At 27.0% G+C, this 20,926-nt stretch carries 20 protein-coding genes; 19 read left to right on the top strand and 1 reads right to left on the bottom strand.

The features are described from left to right. The first annotated feature begins 20 nt into the window (after positions 1-20). The 15 genes from ruvX (at position 21) to sigG (ending at position 15,354) form a co-directional block, all read left to right on the top strand. The gene (ruvX, locus tag SFBMNL_RS04430; protein ID WP_042294663.1) at positions 21-434 is read left to right on the top strand and encodes a Holliday junction resolvase RuvX; all 414 of its coding nucleotides are present in this window, start codon (positions 21-23) and stop codon (positions 432-434) included. A 35-nt stretch (positions 435-469) separates the two neighbouring features. Further along, positions 470-919 (top strand): Fur family transcriptional regulator, encoded by a 450-nt coding sequence (locus tag SFBMNL_RS04425; protein WP_005806144.1) that lies wholly within the window; start codon positions 470-472, stop codon positions 917-919. Between the two features lie 13 nt (positions 920-932). After that, positions 933-2,756 (top strand): ribonuclease J, encoded by a 1,824-nt coding sequence (locus SFBMNL_RS04420; RefSeq protein WP_042294662.1) that lies wholly within the window; start codon positions 933-935, stop codon positions 2,754-2,756. A 48-nt stretch (positions 2,757-2,804) separates the two neighbouring features. Next, on the top strand, positions 2,805-3,146 hold the full coding sequence (locus SFBMNL_RS04415; RefSeq protein WP_005806147.1) for a YlbF family regulator: 342 nt from the start codon (positions 2,805-2,807) through the stop codon (positions 3,144-3,146). Between the two features lie 130 nt (positions 3,147-3,276). Further along, on the top strand, positions 3,277-4,311 hold the full coding sequence (gene mltG, locus SFBMNL_RS04410; RefSeq protein WP_005806149.1) for an endolytic transglycosylase MltG: 1,035 nt from the start codon (positions 3,277-3,279) through the stop codon (positions 4,309-4,311). Between the two features lie 165 nt (positions 4,312-4,476). Then, positions 4,477-5,142, top strand: a complete 666-nt coding sequence (locus SFBMNL_RS04405; protein ID WP_005806151.1) for an O-methyltransferase — start codon at positions 4,477-4,479, stop codon at positions 5,140-5,142. Further along, positions 5,129-6,361 (top strand): peptidase U32 family protein, encoded by a 1,233-nt coding sequence (locus SFBMNL_RS04400; protein ID WP_014017960.1) that lies wholly within the window; start codon positions 5,129-5,131, stop codon positions 6,359-6,361. Before SFBMNL_RS04405 ends, SFBMNL_RS04400 begins: the two co-directional genes overlap by 14 nt. A gap of 137 nt (positions 6,362-6,498) precedes the next feature. Continuing rightward, a complete protein-coding gene (locus SFBMNL_RS04395) occupies positions 6,499-8,097 on the top strand; it encodes a penicillin-binding transpeptidase domain-containing protein (protein ID WP_005806156.1) in 1,599 nt (532 codons plus the stop codon). Between the two features lie 37 nt (positions 8,098-8,134). Further along, entirely contained in the window at positions 8,135-8,824 is a 690-nt protein-coding gene (gene sigK / locus SFBMNL_RS04390) for an RNA polymerase sporulation sigma factor SigK (protein WP_005806158.1), read from the top strand. 55 nt (positions 8,825-8,879) lie between these two features. After that, positions 8,880-10,004 (top strand): type IV pilus twitching motility protein PilT, encoded by a 1,125-nt coding sequence (locus tag SFBMNL_RS04385; RefSeq protein ID WP_007445694.1) that lies wholly within the window; start codon positions 8,880-8,882, stop codon positions 10,002-10,004. A gap of 55 nt (positions 10,005-10,059) precedes the next feature. Next, positions 10,060-11,328 (top strand): glycosyltransferase family 2 protein, encoded by a 1,269-nt coding sequence (locus SFBMNL_RS04380; protein WP_014017958.1) that lies wholly within the window; start codon positions 10,060-10,062, stop codon positions 11,326-11,328. Between the two features lie 148 nt (positions 11,329-11,476). Beyond that, positions 11,477-12,628 carry a cell division protein FtsZ gene (gene ftsZ, locus SFBMNL_RS04375; RefSeq protein ID WP_005806164.1) on the top strand — a complete coding sequence of 384 codons (1,152 nt, stop codon included), beginning with the start codon at positions 11,477-11,479 and terminating at the stop codon, positions 12,626-12,628. A 204-nt stretch (positions 12,629-12,832) separates the two neighbouring features. Continuing rightward, positions 12,833-13,603, top strand: coding sequence for a sigma-E processing peptidase SpoIIGA (locus SFBMNL_RS04370; protein WP_007440625.1), 771 nt, complete (start codon positions 12,833-12,835; stop codon positions 13,601-13,603). A gap of 11 nt (positions 13,604-13,614) precedes the next feature. Beyond that, the gene (gene sigE / locus SFBMNL_RS04365) at positions 13,615-14,325 is read left to right on the top strand and encodes an RNA polymerase sporulation sigma factor SigE (protein ID WP_007440624.1); all 711 of its coding nucleotides are present in this window, start codon (positions 13,615-13,617) and stop codon (positions 14,323-14,325) included. 258 nt (positions 14,326-14,583) lie between these two features. Then, positions 14,584-15,354, top strand: coding sequence for an RNA polymerase sporulation sigma factor SigG (gene sigG, locus SFBMNL_RS04360; protein WP_005806171.1), 771 nt, complete (start codon positions 14,584-14,586; stop codon positions 15,352-15,354). Positions 15,355-15,389: 35 nt separating this feature from the next. Here the strand turns inward: sigG and SFBMNL_RS04355 are convergent, their stop codons facing one another. Further along, a complete protein-coding gene (locus tag SFBMNL_RS04355; RefSeq protein WP_042294661.1) occupies positions 15,390-17,510 on the bottom strand; it encodes a heavy metal translocating P-type ATPase in 2,121 nt (706 codons plus the stop codon). A 118-nt stretch (positions 17,511-17,628) separates the two neighbouring features. Here SFBMNL_RS04355 and SFBMNL_RS04350 point away from each other — a divergent pair, with 118 nt between their 5' ends. The 4 genes from SFBMNL_RS04350 (at position 17,629) to SFBMNL_RS04335 (ending at position 20,805) form a co-directional block, all read left to right on the top strand. Beyond that, a complete protein-coding gene (locus SFBMNL_RS04350) occupies positions 17,629-17,898 on the top strand; it encodes a YlmC/YmxH family sporulation protein (RefSeq protein WP_005806173.1) in 270 nt (89 codons plus the stop codon). A gap of 231 nt (positions 17,899-18,129) precedes the next feature. Continuing rightward, positions 18,130-18,852, top strand: coding sequence for a peptidoglycan editing factor PgeF (pgeF, locus tag SFBMNL_RS04345; protein ID WP_005806175.1), 723 nt, complete (start codon positions 18,130-18,132; stop codon positions 18,850-18,852). Between the two features lie 23 nt (positions 18,853-18,875). Beyond that, positions 18,876-19,595, top strand: coding sequence for a response regulator transcription factor (locus SFBMNL_RS04340; RefSeq protein ID WP_005806177.1), 720 nt, complete (start codon positions 18,876-18,878; stop codon positions 19,593-19,595). Beyond that, positions 19,582-20,805 (top strand): sensor histidine kinase, encoded by a 1,224-nt coding sequence (locus SFBMNL_RS04335; protein WP_042294660.1) that lies wholly within the window; start codon positions 19,582-19,584, stop codon positions 20,803-20,805. Before SFBMNL_RS04340 ends, SFBMNL_RS04335 begins: the two co-directional genes overlap by 14 nt. Positions 20,806-20,926: the final 121 nt, after the last annotated feature.

The following is a 20,926-nucleotide window of genomic DNA, read 5'->3' as shown; positions in this document are numbered from 1 at the left end:
GTTGTGCAGAGGTTAATTGGATGAGTTATATGGGATTAGATATAGGTGATAAGAATATCGGAATTGCTATTAGTTCAGGAATAATAGCTCAAGGTATTGGTACATATAGGCGTAGTGAGTACGAGAAGGATATTTGTTACATTAATAAAATTATAAAAGATAATAAAGTTAGTAAGCTTGTCGTTGGTTTACCCAAGAATATGAATGGTAGCATTGGATTTCAAGGGGAAAAGGTTATTAAGTTTTGTGAAGATTTGGAAAAGATTTTAGATGAGGGTATCAAAATTGAATTTATGGATGAAAGATTGACTACGGTTTTGGCAAATAATTTTATGTTAGAAGCAGATATGTCTAGGAAAAAGAGGAAAAATATAGTTGACAAGATGGCAGCTCAAATAATTTTACAGGATTATTTGAATATGTTAAATAAATGATATAATTTGGACTTTATGTCTAAGGAGTAGTTTTAATGCAGAGAGGATTAAATGATATAGAAGATATAAAAATATACCTAAAGTCAAAAGGATATAAATTAACAGCTCAAAGAGAATGCATATTAAGTGTGATAATTGAAAATAGAGATAAGCACTTAACAATTGATGAGATTTATAACTATGTAAATAAAAGGAATAAGACTATAGGGATTGCTACTGTTTATAGAACTATCGTGTTATTTGAGGAGTTAGGAGTTCTTAGCAAACTAGTATTTGATGGTAGAGTTATTAGATATGAATTGTCTTCTTTTGATGAGGAACATACGCATCACCATTTAATTTGTGTTAAATGTAATAAAATTATGGAGGTTAAAGAGGATTTGTTAGAAGATCTTGAAAAACAGGTTGAGAATAAATACAAATTTGAAATTATTGACCATAATTTAAAAATTTTAGGAATTTGTAGTGAATGTAAAAGGGAATAGGAGGAATTAAGTAATGGATTTAAAAGTGGAATCAAAACATGATGTTATTGATTCTAAGAATAATTATAGATCAAGAGATAATTATTCTAAAAAAGATGAAGCTAATAAGAGAGATGGGGGTTCGAAAAAAGAGTCTAGTCAACAAAGGAGAGAAAAAGCTTTTAACAAGGATTCTAAAAGAACTCAAAATTCTATAAAAATCATACCGCTTGGTGGATTGAATGAAGTTGGGAAAAATATAACAGCAATAGAATATAAAAATGATATTTTTGTTATAGATTGTGGATTAAAATTCCCAGATGATGATATGTATGGGATTGATTTGGTAATACCCGATATAACATATTTAATTAAAAATAAAGATAGAGTTAAAGGAATATTTTTAACTCATGGTCATGAGGACCATTTAGGTGCTGTTCCTTACATATTAAAACAGATTAATGTGCCTGTGTATGGAACAAGGTTAACATTGGGTATACTATCAGTGAAACTTAAAGAACATTATATTGATTATGCTAAGTTAAATGTTGTAAAGCCTAAAGATGTTATCAAGTTTGACAGTATTAGTATGGAATTTATAAAAAATAATCATAGTATTCCAGATGCTGTTTCAATTGCAATACATACTCCTATTGGCATAGTTTATCATACTGGAGATTTTAAGGTTGATTTTACTCCGATAGATGGAGAAATTGCTGACCTTGGTAGGATTGCAGAATTAGGAAGAAAAGGTATAATTTGTATGCTTGGTGAGAGTACGAACGTTGAGAAACCAGGATATACAATTTCTGAAAGGGTAATTGGTAAGACTTTTGAAGATATATTTGGCAAAGCAAAATCCAGAATTATAGTTGCAACATTTGCATCTAATGTTCATAGGATTCAACAAATAATTAATGCGGCTTCTATGTACGGAAAAAAAGTAGCTATATCTGGTAGGAGCATGGAAAATATAACAGGTGTTGCTAAAGAACTTGGATATATACAATTTGATGACAATGTTTTAATAGGAATTGATGAGATTAATAGATGGGCTCCAGATAAAATTGTTATTATAACTACTGGAACTCAGGGAGAGCCTATGTCAGCTCTTGCGAGAATGGCATCAGGAGATCATAAAAAAGCATCAATAGCTCCAGGAGATACTGTTATATTTTCAGCGACTCCAATTCCAGGAAATGAGAAACTTGTATCTAAGGTTGTAAATAGATTATTTAAAAGTGGTGCTGATGTTATATATGAATCCAAAGCTAAGGTTCACGTTTCAGGTCATGCTTGTCAAGAAGAACTTAAGTTGATGCTTGCACTTGCAAAACCAAAATTCTTTATACCAATTCATGGTGAATTTAGACATCTAAATCATCATGTTGAATTAGCTGAGAGCTTAGGAATCAGCAGAAAAAATATGTTGATAATGGAATGTGGAGAAATTGCAGAGGTAAAGAGAAATTCTATAAGCAAAGTAGGAACTGTTCCATCAGGTCAAATATTTGTTGATGGACTTGGTGTTGGTGATGTAGGTAATATAGTATTGAAAGATAGAAAGCATTTATCACAGGATGGAGTTCTTACAGTTGTTGTTACTATAGACAGTCAAAATGGAACAATAATTGCAGGTCCGGATATAATATCAAGAGGGTTCGTTTATGTGCGTGAATCTGAGAAACTAATTGATAATGTTAGGGACTTAGTTAGAGAAGTTCTTCGTGAATGTGAAGAAGATGGAATAATGGATTGGTCTACTTTGAAGTCGAACATTAAAGATACACTTAGAAGCTTTTTATATGAAAAAACTAAGAGACGTCCTATGATTTTACCAATTATAATGGAAATATAATAATATAGGATAATTTTTATATTACATTAATATTAGGAGGAGAAATTAATGGTTAATATTCATGATAAAGCTCATGAACTAGCTAGTTCTATTAAGCAAATGGAAGAGGTTAAGAAATTAAAAGAGATAAGTGAAAAAATTAATGCGGATGATAGCTTGAAGTCTCTTTTAAAAGAGTTAAGAGATGTTCAATTTTTGGTTTTCAATGAGCAACGCTCATCAGGAAAACTAGAGAAGGAAACAGAAGAGAAGTTTAAAGTAGTATCTCAAAAAGTTATGGCTAACCCTGTTGTAGCTGAATATGTTCAATACGAACAAAAAGTTGGTATAATTGTTGATGACATAATGAAGATATTAAATGAAGCTTTTGGAATACAAAGTTTTGTTTAATTAGATTTTAGCCATAGTGTATTGACTTTTTACACTTTGGCTTTTTTGTTTTATTTTTTATATGAATAATGGCGTGTATCTATTTTGGCTTTAATGAATTATAAATGTTGATAATATATAGGAGGATTTAATGAGAATATCTTGGTTATCAAAAATTTTAATCTTAGTTTTCTCGGTGCTATTATGTTTTGTTGCATACTTTGTTTATAATTTTCAATCGATAAATAATAGACCATTTTCATCGGATGTAAAGATTAATGTTAAAGAGGGAGATACCTTAAATAATGTAATAGATGAATTAGCAAATCAAGGTAAACTCAGGAACCATTTATTTGTAAAAATTTCTCTTAAGGTATTTAACTATGATACAAATATAAAACCAGGAGAATATTCTTTTGGAAATGATGTATCTTTAGGGACATTCATGGCTTTCCTTAATAAAGGAGTGTTAAATGAATTTGTTAAAGTTACTGTTCCAGAAGGTTATTCTATAGAGGCAATGGGAGAATTATTTGAAAAATCAGGACTCAATTTTACAAAACAAGATTTTTTGAATGAAGTAAGATATTATCCATTACCCAAATACGTTAAAAATATCGAAGAAAGAAGATATTTGTTGGAAGGCTTTTTATTTCCAGATACCTATCATTTTGATAAGGATTCAACACCAAATGTAGTTATAAAAACTATGATTGATAGATTTGAGCAAGTTTTAAAAGAAATAGAAACTGAGTTGAAGGTTTCGGTTCCTGAAGATAAAATAGATGATATTGTAACGATGGCATCTATTGTAGAGAGAGAGATTATACACGATGAAGAAAGGGTTAAGGCTGCATCTGTATTTTATAATAGATTGAGGGTTGGAATGCCACTTCAATCATGTGCAACTGTTATTTATGCTTTAGGAAAGCATAAAGAGGTTTTATATAATTCTGATTTGGAAGTTGATTCTAAATACAATACATATAAATATTCATCCTTACCTATAGGACCTATTGCATCGCCAGGAAGAGAGTCTATTAAAGCGGCAATTAGTCCAAGTGATACAAATTATTTATATTTTATATTAAATGATGAAACAAATTACCATTATTTCTTTGAGAATTATTCAGATTTCTTGAAACAGAAAGCTATTAGAGATACAACTCTTGCTGTAAAAAAATAAATTCTAAAAGGCCATTTTAATATAAGTGGTCTTTTTATTTTTTAATAAGATTTAAGGGTATACGATTGTTGACATAAATAAGTTTATTGACTATAGTTTTATAAATAGTCAAAATACAACAAAAAATTATTTTTTATTGATTATGTCGATTTAGGAGAAATTAGCATGGGTAATATAATTAATGATGATATAAACAAATTTATAATTGAGAATATAAATCTAGATTTATCAGAAGATCTTATGGAGCTTGAGGAATACGCTTTGGAAAATCATATTCCAATAATTGATAAGCAGGTCCAAAATTTTATTAGTATGATATTTAAGCTTAATAGTCCTAAGAATATTTTAGAATTTGGAACAGCCATAGGATTTTCATCTATATTTATGTGTGAACAGCTTAAAGGTAATGTAAAAATAACAACTGTTGAAAGGGATGGAGATCGTATTATACTTGCAAAAGATAATTTTAAAAAGTTTAATTATGAGGATAATATACGACTTATAGAAGGCGATTGTTTTGAAAATTTTGAATATTTAGATTGTGATTATGATTTTATATTTATTGATTCGTCTAAATCTCATTATGAAAAACTATTGAACAATTGTATCCAAAATTTAAATAAAAATGGTATAATCATGTTTGACAATGTTTTATATAAAGGTATGGTTGCATCGGATAGTTTGATTGTGAAACGCAAAAAAACTATCATAAATAACATGAGAAAGTTTTTGAAAAATGTTGTCAATAATAAACTATTTTCGACATGGTTATTGCCTATTGGCGACGGTGTAATGATTTTAAGGAGGAATGAAGAAAATGAAAAAGGTTGAATTACTTGCACCAGCAGGTAGTTTGGAAAAATTAAAAGTCGCAGTCGACTTTGGGGCTGATGCTGTTTATGTTGGCGGTCCAAGATTGAACCTGAGAGCATTTGCAGATAACTTTGATTTTGATGAATTGAAGGAAGGAATTGAATATGCTCACGATAGAGGGGTAAAGGTTTATTTAGTTTTAAATGCAATTCCAAGAAACTTTGATATGAATGGTATTGAGGAATATGTTAAAAAATGTGAATCTCTTGGAGTTGATGGGGCTATTGTTGCAGATCCTGGTTTAATTTCAATAATTAAAAAGAATACAAATATAGATATACATTTAAGTACTCAGGCAAATGCAATGAACTATGAAACTGCAAGATTTTGGTATGATTATGGATTAAAAAGGATAATTTTAGCTAGAGAATTAAAATTAAAAGAGATAGAAGAATTCGTAAATAAATTGCCAGAAGATTGTGAGATAGAAGTGTTTGTTCACGGTGCTATGTGTATGGCTTATTCTGGAAGATGTTTGATATCAAATTATATGACATCAAGAGATTCAAACAAAGGAGCGTGTTCTCAGGCATGCAGATATAAATATTATCTTGTAGAGGAAACACGTCCAAATGAGTATTATCCAGTTTTTGAGGATGAAGATGGAACTTACATAATGAACTCAAAAGATTTATGTATGATTGAACATATTGATGATGTTATTAGATCTGGTGTTGCTTCTGTTAAAATTGAAGGGCGTATGAAAAGTTTATTTTATCTTGCAATGGTTGTAAAGATGTATAGAGAAGCAATTGATACTTATTACGCAGATCCTGAAAATTTTAAAGTTAATCCTGAGTGGAAAAGAAATCTTCAAAAGATAAGTCATAGAAGATACTCTACTGGTTTCTTTTATGGTAAATCTGGAGAGCAAAGCTATGAGAGTGCAACATATGTTAGAGAATATGATATAATTGGAATTGTAAAAGATTATGATAGAGAAACAAAGATAGCAACTATTGAACAAAGAAATAGAGTATTTAATGGAGATAAGGTTGAAATTATAAGACCTAAAACTGAAAATTTTGAGGTCGTATTGAATGATATGAAAAATAGTAAAGGTGAAAGTATTGAGAAGGCAAATCATGCTCAAATGATTTTCACAGCACATGTTGAAACTGAATTAAAACAAAATGATTTTATAATTATGAAGAAAAATGAAATTTCATTAAGCTAGAAGTTTAAGGTTAGGATGGTATTATCCTAACCTTAAATTCATTTTTTGAAAATTTATTAATATTTGTGAATATTTTTGCTATGATTTGGAATGACTTATACAAATATTTGTTTGGGTAAATAGGATGGAGTTTTATTATGGACAAGAAAAATGTTAGATTGAGAATAAGGTTTATAAATATTTTATTTGGATTGAGTATCTCTATTATAATTTTTAGACTTGCATTTATACAGTTAGGTGCAAAGGCAGACAAGTATGTATCTATAGCAATGAATCAATATAACTTAGATTATAGGACAAGTAATTTAAATTATAGGATTTTAGATGATAAGTCTAATGATCTTATTAAGTATAGTACTAAATATATAGTAGAAGTAAAATCTAACATATTTAAGAATTTTAACAATAATATAGAAATGGAGAAGATTTTAACATTCACATCTATTTTAAAGAACTATAATGAGGATTTTGATTTAATTCAAAAATTTCAGGAGAATCCTGGATATAATTTCAAATTTGAGGTTGATAAATATACATATGAGAAATTACAAACTGTACAAGATATAAATGGAATTTATCTTTATGAATACGATGAGTTTAATGAAAAAGAAGCATGGTCAATTGAAAATATTCTGATAAAAGAAATTTCCGAAAATTCGACAGAAGAAAATTATCATACTTATATAGAAAATAACAAATATCCAAAGATTGATTTTAATTATGTTAAAACTGGTAAAGATGTTGTGGATCCAAATAATAACAATTTCAAATTAACTATAGATAAGGAGTTACAAGATGGTGTAAAAAATATAATTAGTGATAAAAAATATGATGAATTTGATAGCATAGCAATTGCTATATCGGAAGCATCAACTGGAGAAATAAAAGCATTAACTCAAAAAAATGAGTATAATCCTAATATTATTCTTGGATCCACAAGTCTTGGATATGTACCAGGTTCGGTTTTTAAATTAGTGGTTGCGGAAGCTGCGATTGATTCTGGAATTTTTACATCTAAGCATGAATTTAGTTGTGAAAATAGCAGATATAATCTATGTAAAGATAGGCATGCAGGAAAATTAACTATGGAAGATGCTCTTGCTGTTTCTTGCAATAATATATTTGCAGAAATAGGAAAAGAGGTTGGATGGGACTTAATTAAAAATTATGCTGAGGAGCAAGGATTTTTTAAAAAAGTATTAGGATTTAGCGACTTAAGAGAGGCTAGTGGAAGCTATGCTGAACCTAAAGAATATGAAGATGGACCTTTATTTTTATCTATGGGTCAAAATATGTTAATTGAACCATTACAAGCTTTAAATATAACAAATACAATTTTAAATAATGGCATTTATACTAAACTAAAATTAATTGATAAGATTGTTAATGAAAATAATGAGGTTATAAAAGAGTTTAGTAATACTTCCGACAAAGTATTGAAAAAAGATACTGCAAATATATTAAAAAGTATGTTAATAAATACTCTGGAAAATGGTACGGGAAAGAATATCAAAATTAGTGGTGTAGAGAGTGGTGTTAAGACAGGTACAAGTGAGAGGTTTGATGGAGAAAATATTGTTTCAGATGGATGGGTTTTAGGATATTTTAAACATAGAAATAAGTACTATTCAATGTTTGTATTTGTTGAAAATATAAACGAAGAAGGACAATTTGGAGGAAATACTGCAGGTCCAATTTTTAAGGAAATAGTGGAATATTATACTAGTACTTTTTAATTTCGTATTTTTGAGCATTTAAATAGGGGGATCTTAATTGTTAGATAACTTATTTGAGATCATAGGTAGCGTCGTTTTATTTGTAGGATATATAGTCGGAAATAATTCATTCCCAACCCCGTTAACTAGCGAACAGGAAAAAGAATATATAGATAGATTTAAAGCAGGGGATTTGGAAGCTAAAAATATTTTGATTGAGAGAAATTTAAGATTAGTTGTTCATATAGCAAAGAAATTTTCGTCAATAAAGGATGTGGAAGATTTGATATCTGTTGGAACAATAGGTCTTATAAAAGGTATTGAATCTTTTGATTATGTAAAAGGAACTAAACTTGCAACTTATGCTGCGAGATGTATAGAAAATGAAATTCTTATGCTAATAAGAAATACTAAGAAAACAAAGAATGAAGTATTTCTTCAAGATCCCATAGGAACAGATAAAGAGGGGAATGAAATTTCACTTATAGATATACTAAATAGTAGTGATGACACAATAATTGACATTGTGGAACAAAAATTAACTATAAAGAAGATGTATAAAAAGCTTAATAATATTTTAAATGAGAAAGAACAAATTATAATAAAATTAAGATATGGATTAATAGATGGGAAAATTAAAACTCAAAAGGAAATAGCTAAGAAATTAAATATTTCAAGATCGTATGTTTCACGAATTGAAAAAAAGGCATTAAGTAAATTAAATAAAGAATTACTTTTTAAAAAATAATGTAATAACCATCTCATAATTAGAGATGGTTATTTTTGTATAAATAGGTGTATTTTTGGAAAGTATAAACTATATAGAATCTATTTTTGAGAGAGGGATAAGAGTTTTATGCTCTTTTACGATACATATGTTAACATTACAACAGATATTAAAAATAGCTTGTGATAAAGAATTCTCCTATATATATTTAAGTGTTGGCGCGAATATATTGGGACGCACTAACTCGAATTTAGAATTAGTAGTTGAAAAAATATTAAATCAGGATGAGCTTATAAGTTATGCAAAGGAAATTTTAGGAGACAAATTTGCAGAGCTATGTGAAATTGGTGAAAAATATACATCGTTTTCGATGTCAGGTATTGGGAGATTTAGAGCAAATATTTTCAAACAGAGAAATAGCATTGCCATATCAATTAAAATATTATCTAAAAGTGAATTTAATAATGAGATTAATATTCCAGATAATATTTATAATTTTGTATCACAATTAAATAATGGATTAGTATTGATAATTGGATCAATTAACAGTGGAAAAAATTTAACTGTTTCAAATATTATTCAAAAAATCAATAAAACATCTTCAAAATATATTATTACACTTGAATCAACTATTGAAATTTTATATAAGCACAATAAATCTATAGTCAATCAGAGAGAAATTGGTACAGATACGTATTCATATGTAAGTGGTATTGAATCTGCGTTTAGGGAAAGACCAAATATATTGGTTATAGATGATATACCTAATTATGATGTATTAAAACTAATAATGAAGTGTTGTGATGCTGGAGTACTTGTTATAGCGTCAGTATATTTAAATAATATACAGCATACATTAGAATCTTTGTTTGAAATGGAACCTAAAAACAAATTTTATTTAAAAAATGTTTTGGCAAACATGTTAAGATGTATAATTAATCAAAAAAATATTATTGATAAAAATCAAGAAGACTTGTATTTATTTGAATTTATGATTAATATTCCGATGATAGCTAATTGTATAAAAGAAAATAATATTAAAAATCTATACACTTTAATACAAAATAATACGAAATTAGGTATGTATACCATGGATAATTCTCTTATAGAAGCTTATAAATGTGGACTTATAACAAGGGAAGTTTTTGTCCAAAATGTGTCTAACAAAGAAATTGCTGCAAAAATTATATTGAATTATTAAGTGATATTGTAGTAATGTATTTAGAGAAGTAGCTATTAAGAGGGGGTATATCAATTTGTTTTTTGATTTGATTGAAAAAATAGCTTCAATTATCATAAATTTAGTTTATATTATTTCATTTTATTATTTAGCAGTTTCAATATTGGGTCTTCTTTTGAGAAATAGAGAAAATAGAAAAATTGAAAATAAAAATAGATTTGCTATTGTTATTGCAGCTCATAATGAAGAAAAGGTTATTTCTAATAGTTTAAATAGTTTAAAAAATTTGAATTACGATAAAGAATTTTATGATATTTTTGTTATAGCGGATAATTGTACGGATAGAACAAAAGAATATTCTTTAGCTCAGGGAGCATTAGTATACGAAAGATTTGATGATAAGAATAAAGGGAAAGGCTATGCTCTAGAATGGATGTTTAATAAAATATTTGATATGGGAGATAAATATTCTGCTATTATTGTTTTAGATGCTGATAACATTGTATCACCTAATTTTTTAACAGAAATGAATGTGAAATTAAATAATGGACATAAAGTTATTCAAGGTTATATTGATAGTAAAAATCCAAATGATAATTGGCTTACAATGAGTTATTCTATAGCTTTTTGGAGTAATAATAGATTATTTCAGTTATGTAGGGATAATTTAGGGTTGTCTTGTCAGCTATCAGGTACAGGATTTTGTTTAGATATTGAAACTCTTAAAAAAGTTGGATGGGGAGCTACGTGCCTTACAGAAGATTTAGAGTTTACTTGTAAATTAATAATGAATAATATGAGAGTTGTATTTGCCTATAAGGCTGTGGTTTATGATGAAAAGCCTCTTACATTAAAACAATCATGGAATCAAAGAAGAAGGTGGATGCAAGGATTCGCTGATGTATCAAGTAGATATTTTTGGAAGCTAACAGAAAGGGTGTTTTCTCATAAAGATTTGAGAGCATTAGACTGTGCCTTATATTCCATACAACCTATAGTAATAACTATACTTGGAATAGTTTCGATGTTTAATATTTGTAAGTTATCGTTATCATTAAGTGCTGTTCTTATGGGACAACCATTAATTTTCGAATTTAAAGCTATAAGATTCATATCATTAGCCTATTTTATATTTCAACTTATGATAACTCCTATAATGATACATTTAGATTCTAAACTAACATTTAAAGTTTTACTTTATTATATATTTATATACCCATTTTATATAATAACTTGGGTGCCTATATCTATACAGGGAATTTTAAATAAAAATAAAAAAGAATGGTTTCATACAGATCATTCAAGAAATGTAAGTATTAATGAACTAGAAAAATTTAAGAATTAAACAAGGAGTTTAAGGATTTTTGTTGAATATATCTCTCGTGTACATAGTTCTTTAGGCTGCGGTGTATTTAAATTTTTATATATAAGTTTTCCAGTTTTTTAGTACAAAATTTAAATTTTAGCTTTTCTAATAAATAGGAGGAATTAGTGTGTTAGATTTTGATATGAATAGTATTTTTCAAAACGCAAGAATAAAAGTAATTGGATGTGGCGGCGGCGGTGGGAACGCTGTTAATAGAATGATAGAAGATGGTCTTAAAAATGTAGAATTTATTGTTGTTAACACCGATAATCAGGCATTAAGATTATCTAAAGCAGAATCTAAAATCCAAATAGGGGAGAAGTTAACAAGAGGTCTTGGAGCTGGAGCAAATCCAGATATTGGTGAGAAGGCTGCTGAAGAGAGTAAGGATATGATAAAAGATGCGATACAAGGAGCTGAACTTGTATTTATAACTGCAGGAATGGGAGGAGGAACGGGTACAGGTGCTGCTCCAGTCGTTGCAGAAATAGCTAAATCATTAGGTATATTGACAGTTGGTGTTGTCACGAAACCTTTCCCATTTGAAGGAAGAAAAAGAATGATACAGGCAGATATGGGTATATCGAATTTAATGAGTAAGGTTGATACATTGGTAACTATACCTAATGAAAGATTGCTTACAATGGTTGATAAGAAAACATCATTACTTGAAGCTTTTAAAAAAGCAGATGATGTTTTAAGACAGGGTGTTCAAGGTATATCAGACCTTATAACTATACCTGGTATAGTTAATAGAGATTTTGCTGATGTTAAGGCTATTATGAGCGATAGGGGACTTGCTCATATGGGTATAGGTAGAGGTACTGGTGAGAATAGAGCTATAGAAGCAGCTAAACAAGCAATATCATCACCGCTATTAGAAACTTCTATAATTGGAGCTACAGGTGTATTGATGAATGTTACGGGTGGTCCTGATTTATCGTTGCATGAAATTCATGAAGCTGGGAACATGGTTCAGGAATCTACAGATGAAGATGCTGTATTTATGTTTGGTGCTGTTATAGATGAAGATTTAAAAGATGAAATTAGAGTAACTTTAATAGCTACTGGTTTTGAAGGAAGTATAAATAGAAAAGTAAGTGAAATTTTAAAGGAAGAGATTTTAACAACTAAAACAGATGTTCCTAAAACAATCAATGATGATAAAAAAGAGGAATCCCAAGAAGAAAGAAAGGACTTTAAGAAAAATAATTCTAATGATAAGGATGATGATTATGGCATTCCAGCTTTCTTAAGGAAACGTGATTTTAATAAATAGTACATATTTTATAGGTAAAAATAAGAAGACTAGTATATTTTTATATGATAATACTAGTCTTCTTATTTTTATTTTTGAAATTATATAGGTTTATAAAGATTGTAAAATATTACATAAAAAAATATATTGATTACAGTAAAAACAACAAAATTTTAATTGTATAACTCCTATAATATATAGAGATTTAAATAGGAGGACTTGAATATGGTTATTTATTATGACTTATTTGTATTTGAGAACTTCATTTTTAATTTATTTGTTTTATATACGTCTTTTAAAATGCTGAATTTAAAATTAAATTTACTTAGGTTATTAATTGCATCTGCCATATCATCATTTATAGCTAGTTTGATTTTAATAAATTTAAATTCTGTGCTTTATTTATTATTTATTACATTACTAAGTATATTAAGTGGATTGATTTTATGTATGCCTAGCATTAGACTTTATTATTTTGTACAAATAATTGTAAGTATGTTATTCACATCATTTGTATTATTTGGAATTATTAAATTTTTAAATGTATGGTTAATAACTATAAATTATAGAATTATATTAATAATTTTTATTGTTGTTTTTGTCATATATAGCGTGGTAAAAAAATATATAACTAGGAGTGCATTTTTTAATAATTACATATTTGAGATAGAATTAAACTATCAAAATAAAATTTATAAATTTAGGGGGTTCTTAGATACAGGTAATGAATTATATGAACCAGTATCTGGCTTACCAGTAATAATTGTAGAGAAAAGATGTATTCCAGGTGTTTTTTATCATGAAAAGTATTTTTATAAAATACCGTATAAGGTTATAACGGGGGATACATCATATTTTGAAGGTATAAAGATCAAGAATGTTTATTTTAAAAATAACAATAGAGATTTTTATGCTGATGTTATTTTGTGTACAACCAACACATTGTTAGATTCTAATAAACGTTTTGAAGCAATATTATCTAGGTGCATAATTTAGGGGGAAGGTTAATGAGGAAGATAATAATTTTCATTAATAATTTGATTTACAAGTTTAAATGTATAACTCGTGCTATTTTTTATATAGGAAGTAGTGATGCATTACCGCCACCATTAACTCGTGATGAAGAAGATGATCTTATAAATAAATTATTAATAACTGATACAGAAAATGTAAGAACAATATTGATAGAAAGAAATTTAAGATTGGTTGTATATATTGCCAAGAAATTTGAAAACACTGGGATTATGGTAGAAGATCTTATATCTGTTGGAACTATTGGTCTTATTAAAGCGGTTAACACTTTTAATCCAGATAAAAAAATAAAATTAGCAACATATGCCTCTAGATGCATTGAAAACGAAATATTAATGTATTTAAGGAGAATGAATAGAGTAAAGGGAGAAATTTCATTTTATGAACCATTAAATACAGACTGGGATGGGAATGAATTATTATTATCTGATATACTTGGGTCTAGTGATAGCAATGTCTTTGAATTTATTGAAGAGGAAATTGATAGGGGACTTCTTGTTATAGCAATGGAATCATTAAATAATAGAGAACATGAAATAATATCTTTAAGATTTGGTTTAAATGGATACTTAGAAAAAACCCAGAAGGAAGTAGCAGATATTTTAGGAATTTCTCAATCATATATATCCAGATTAGAGAAGAGAATTATTAAAAAATTAAAGAAAGAAATAAATAAAATGCTATAGTTTTTATATAAAGATAATTTATATTTATTATTAGGATTTTAAGGGAAAATTATTACTTTAAATATAGTAGTAATTTTCCCTTAAATATTTTTTGAGAATACTACATGTATTGAAATTGATTAATTAAGGCTTATTATGAATAAATATTTAAATGATTTAAATACTACAAAAAAATTACAAAAGAGTTAAAAAAGATGAATAATATCGAATGATGTCGGTAATACTAAGAAGGATAAGTACTCTGAAGGGACTGATATTATGATAAGTAAGGTTGAAATATGTGGTGTTAATACAGCTAAATTACCTGTGCTTAAGGACAAAGAGATGAAAGAACTTTTATTAAAAATGAGAAATGGTGACACAAAATCTAGAGAGGTGTTTATACAAGGAAATTTGAGGCTAGTATTGAGTGTTATACACAGATTTAATAATAGGGGAGAAAATGTAGATGATCTGTTCCAAGTCGGTTGTATAGGACTTATTAAAGCTTTAGATAATTTTGATTTAACACAAAATGTTAAATTTTCTACTTATGCAGTTCCTATGATAATAGGAGAAATTAGAAGATATTTGAGAGATAATAATGCTATTAGGGTTAGCAGATCTTTGAGAGATATAGCATATAAGGCTTTAATCGTAAAAGATAAGCTTATGTCGGAGAATAATAAAGAGCCTACTGTATCTCAAATTGCTAAAGAGTTAGATATTCCCCGAGAGGAAGTTGTATTTGCTTTAGATGCTATACAAGATCCAATATCATTGTTTGAGCCTATTTATCATGATGGAGGAGATTCAATTTTTGTGTTGGATCAGATAAGTGATTCCAAGAATTGTTATGAAAATTGGATAGAAGATATATCTATAAAAGAGGCTATGAAAAAATTAAATAAAAGAGAAACTATGATATTAAATTTAAGATTTTTTACTGGAAGAACTCAAATGGAGGTTGCTGAGGAAATTGGTATTTCTCAAGCACAAGTGTCCAGGTTAGAGAAAACAGCTTTGAAACATATGAGAAAGTACATATAATAAGAGGCTATCTGTCATAGATAGCCTCTTATTATTTATATTTCATTTTTTAATATACGAACTGAATTTAGGATTACAACAAGTGATATACCAACATCTGACAGTATAGCTGTCCACATAGATGATAATCCTAAGGCCCCTAATATTATTACCAATATTTTTACGGTTAAAGATAATACTATATTTTGCATAGCAATTGTTCTTGTTTGTTTTGCTATTTTTATTGCCTTTACTATCTTATATGGGTCATCATCAATTAAAACAATATCAGATGCTTCAATAGCAGCATCACTTCCAATGCTTCCCATAGATATTCCAATATCTGCCATAGCTAGAGAAGGAGCATCATTTATACCATCTCCAATAAATGCTAAAGTTGATTTTGGAGGTTTATTAGATAGTAATTCTTCTACATATTTTACTTTTTGATCTGGTAACAACTCTGAATATACTTTTGTAATTTTTAATGTATCTGCTATAGCTTGAGCTGTCTTATTATTATCCCCCGTAAGCATTGCTAAATTATTTATATTCATCTTTTTTAATTCAAATATAGTTTTAGATGAATTCTGTTTTATTTTATCTGATATCAAAATGCATCCGAGATAGGTATTATTTTTTGCTACATACACTTTTGTTCCACTCTCATCTATAAAATCAACATTAATATTGAATTTATCCATCATCTTTTTATTTCCACTTATTATAATATCATTGTCTATACAGATACTGATTCCATATCCAGGAATCTCCTCGAATTTATATATTTTTAACTTATCAATAGGTTTGTTATAATAATCAATTATGGATTTAGCTATTGGATGATTTGAAAAACTCTCAGCCATTACAGAATATTTTATTAATTCATCTATTTCACAGTTTTTGGGTATAACTTTACTTATAAAAAATTTTCCTTCTGTTAGTGTACCTGTTTTATCAAATACTATAGTTGATAAATTATTTAGTGCCTCTAAGTGATTACTAGCTTTTATAAGTATACCATTTTTAGATGCTACACCTATGCCGCTAAAGAAACTTAATGGTATTGATATTACTAGTGCACAAGGACAAGATATAACTAAAAAGATTAAGGCTCTATAGATCCATTCTGATAGAGTGTTGTAACCTAGAATAATTGGTGGAATTGTTGAAATTATAAAAGCAATTATTATAACAGTAGGTGTATAAATCTTTGAAAATTTAGTTATAAAATTTTCAGTATTTGATTTTTTTGAATTTGCATTTTCTACAAGATTAAGAATTCTAGATACTGTTGAATTTTTAAATTCCGATTCTACTTTTATTTTGATTAGAGATGTTATATTTATACATCCTGATATTACTTTATCTCCAATTGTTACTTCTTTAGTTAAAAATTCACCAGTTAATGCTTTTGTATCTAACTGTGATATTCCTTGTATAATTTCACCATCTAGAGGAATTTTTTCACCAGGTTTTACGACAATTATATCTCCAATTTTAACTTTGCTTGGATCAACAATTTTTATAGAATCATTAGTTTCTAAATTTGCAGTATCAGGTCTTATGTCCATTAGACTTGATATTGATGATCGTGATTTATTGATAGCCCTATCTTGTATAAATTCTCCAACTCTTGAGAAAATCATAACTGCTACAGCTTCCTGAAATTCTCCTATGATTAATGCACCAATTGTTGCAATCATCATCAATGCATTTTCATCAAATATTATCCCTCTTTTTATATTCATAACTGCTTTTTTTAAGATATTAAATCCTATTAGTAAATAACTTGCAAAGCATACATAAAATTTAAAAATTAAAGTTTGATGTGTAGCTTGGGATAATTCAGATTCTTTGATAAAAAATGAAATTATAAATAAGATTATACCTATGGAAAATGAGATGAGTTCTAAGGAGTTTATTTTATTTTTAGATTCATTTAGATGATTGGATGTGTTAAAACTCATATCAGGTTCGATTTGTATGCATAATTCCATAATTTCTTGTAGTTTTTGGCTTATATTTAAGGTATCTTTAAATTCTAAGTTAAGATTTTGGGTTAATACATCTATATCAACTTTAGATATATAACTTAATTTTAGTAGTTCATTTTTAATTTTTCCTGCACATTCATAACAATTCATATTTTTAAATTTTAAAGTGTGATTATTCATATACAATCCTTTCAATATAAATAATTATATGGTTATTATAACACTTAGATAGTATAAATAAAGTTATTGAATCATATAGATTAATAAAAAATTTTTTTAAATACAAAGGAATGATTTTATGTTAGATATGTCATTTTCATTAAATGACTTAAAGACTATGGAAGTCATAGATGTAAGTATAGGTGCTAAAGTAGGATATATAAATGATTTTGTTATTGATACAGATACATTTAGGGTGTTATCAATTATAGTTTCTTATACAAAGGGATCATGGTTTTTTAAAAATAATTATTTGGAAATTCCATGGGATAAGATAATAAATATAGGTTTAGATGTTATATTGGTAGATGGAAGCAATATTGATTTATTATTAGAAGCAAGGAACTAATGGTATTTTTTGAAATTTGATATTTTTATTAATTAATAATTCGGTTTTAAATTTTATTGTAATTTTTGTTTTGGTTATGTTATTATGTTTTAAAGGAAATTACAAGATACTATTTCTAGTAGTTTTATGTAGTTTGTTAACTGTATAAATTTTTGAAATTCCTTCAATCGTTTTTGGAGGATTTTTGTATTTCTTAGGTATATTAATTTAGTTTGTTATAGGGTGATTTTTATGGAATTAATAGAAATTGATAATAAATATTTTCTATATAAACAGGTAAATAATATTTGTTTTGTTATTACCACAGCTAATTCTGAATTTGGAATACACCCAAATCTTAAAAACTATAATAAAAATATAAATTTTATTAAGAAAAAATTTGATTTACACGATGTATTTGTAGCATCTCAAATACATGGTAGTACTGTTGTTGAATGTGATAAAAATTTTTCAAGTGGTATAGAAGCTGATGGATTAATAACACAAGAGAGGAATTATGGGATAGGTGTATTTACTGCAGATTGTGTCCCTATATTTTTATTTGATTCTCAAAAATATATTGTATCGATTTTACATAGTGGATGGAAGGGAACTTATAACGAAATAACAGTAAATGCAATTAATATTTTTTTAGAAAAATATTATTCAAATATTAATGATATAGTTATTTATATAGGACCTCATAATAAAGTTTGTTGTTATGAAATTGGAGAGGAGCTTAAACGTAAGTTTAGTGAGCATTATAAATTTAAACAAAATAATAATATATTTAATGGAAATAATCTTAATCTATTGGAATGTATTAAGACTTCTGTATTGAATTGTAATATTCCGCTTGAGAATATAAATGTTATAGATTATTGTGTTCATTGTAGTAATGATGTAAAATTTTATTCATATAGAAAAGATCCAAAATCTTTAAACAGAATATTCTCATTTATTTTTATTAAATAAACTTTACAGAGGATTAAGTGATTATGGGTAAAAAGATTTTAATTATTGAAGATGAATTAAATATTGCTGAATTATTAAGATATAATTTGACAAAAAATGGATTTGATGTAAAATGTACTTTAGATGGATTAGATATAATTAATGTTGTAACAGAATTTAGACCCGAATTGATATTGCTTGACTTAATGCTAACTGAAAAAGATGGTTTTGAAATATGTAATGAGTTATCTACTAATGAGAATACTAATAAAATACCGATAATAATAGTTTCTTCAAAAAATAGAGAGTTTGATAAAATTTTAGCACTAGATCTTGGAGCAGATGATTATATTTGTAAACCGTTTTCCATAAATGAAGTAATTGCTCGAATAAAAGCTGTATTTAGAAGAATGGAAAAATTGAATATAAGTAGAATTAACTTATCTTATGATTTCAAATTTGGTGATATATTGTTAGATTTAAAAAAGAGAGAAGTATATAAAAAAGGCAGAAAGCTAGATATGACTTTTAAAGAATTTGAGTTATTAGTTATGCTAATAAAAAGCAATGGACGTGTTTTAACTAGAGAATATATACTTGATAATATTTGGGGATACAATTATATAGGTGAAACTAGAACTGTAGATGTTCACGTTAGAAATTTAAGAAAAAAGATAGAAAATGATGACAAAAATCCTATATTTATTGAGACTGTGAGAGGAATAGGATATAAATTTAATTTAAAGGATAATGAAGAATTTTAATTTAATATTGATAGTTTTCTTATTAATACTAATTTTAAGTATGTCTATTTGGGTTCTAAAGTTTAATAATAGAATTAAGCGTAATTTGTTAAATATTTTAACAATTAATTCTAATGATTATTTAGAATCACTTGTTAATATGGCCAATAAAAAAAGTTTTAGATTAGAAAATATATTAGATTTGATAAAGCTTAAGTTTAATAAAGTGTATAAAAAGTATGATAAATTATGTGAAGATAATTATGTTTTAGAGAGAACAATAGATATTCTTGAGTATGGAGTCCTGATTTTAGATAGTAAAAATAGGATTTATTATGTAAATGATGAATTAGGTAAATTATTTAATATTTTAAGTTTGAAAGAAATACATAATAAATTACTTAAAGAAACTAATTTAAGATGGTTGCTTGAATTTAGTAATGATACTATTTTTGAGATACCTGAAGAATATTCATTTATTAATATATCGTGTTATATAAAAAAGATAAATAATAATTTTACTGTATATACATTTAAAAATATAACCGAACAAAAGAAGATTGATAATATGAGTGCAGAATTTATCTCAAATATAACACATGAATTAAAAACACCTCTAACATCTATAATAGGATTTGCTGATACGTTAAAAGAGGTTGAGGATGAAAATGATAGACAAATATTTTATGATATAATATCGAAGGAAGCTATAAGGCTCAACAATTTAATAAGTGATATACTTATTTTTTCAGAAATTCAAACACAGAATGATATAACAAAGCAAAAGATAGATATCATGCAATTGTTATATAGTGTTAAACAATTACTTACTCCTCAGATATCTAATAATATTAATATTAATATTATTGGAGATAGAATTAAAATTTTAAGTTGCGAAAAGTATATTATGCAAATATTTTTAAATATAATTGATAATTCTATAAAACACTCTTTTGGAGAAAATATAGATATAATTTGCAAAGAGGATAGTAAAAATCTATGTATTAAATTCTCAGATGATGGAATTGGAATACCAGAAAACGAAATTGAAAACATATTCAAGAGGTTTTATAAAATTCCAACTTCTAAAACAAAATTTCGAGGAACTGGTTTAGGTTTGTCCATAGTTTATGGTGCTGTCAAAAAGATTTCTGGCAATCTTGAGGTTTTTAATAATGAAGATAAAGGTGTGACATTTAAAGTTAATATTCCTAAAAATAAAGTAGAGTAAGTCAATTGCTCTACTTTATTCATTTTTTTATAATGGAAACGAAATGTTTTATTAGGTTGGAGTATTACTAATAAATATATTTATAGAAATTGAGCCATCTTCAAAATCTATTTTTGGAGGT

Origin of the sequence: Candidatus Arthromitus sp. SFB-mouse-NL (assembly GCF_000709435.1) — a bacterium.
In the GTDB taxonomy this organism is placed as follows: Bacteria; Bacillota; Clostridia; order Clostridiales; family Clostridiaceae; genus Dwaynesavagella.
The sequence above is the reverse complement of the archived record's forward strand: the minus strand, read 5'-3'. Positions and strand labels throughout refer to the sequence as shown.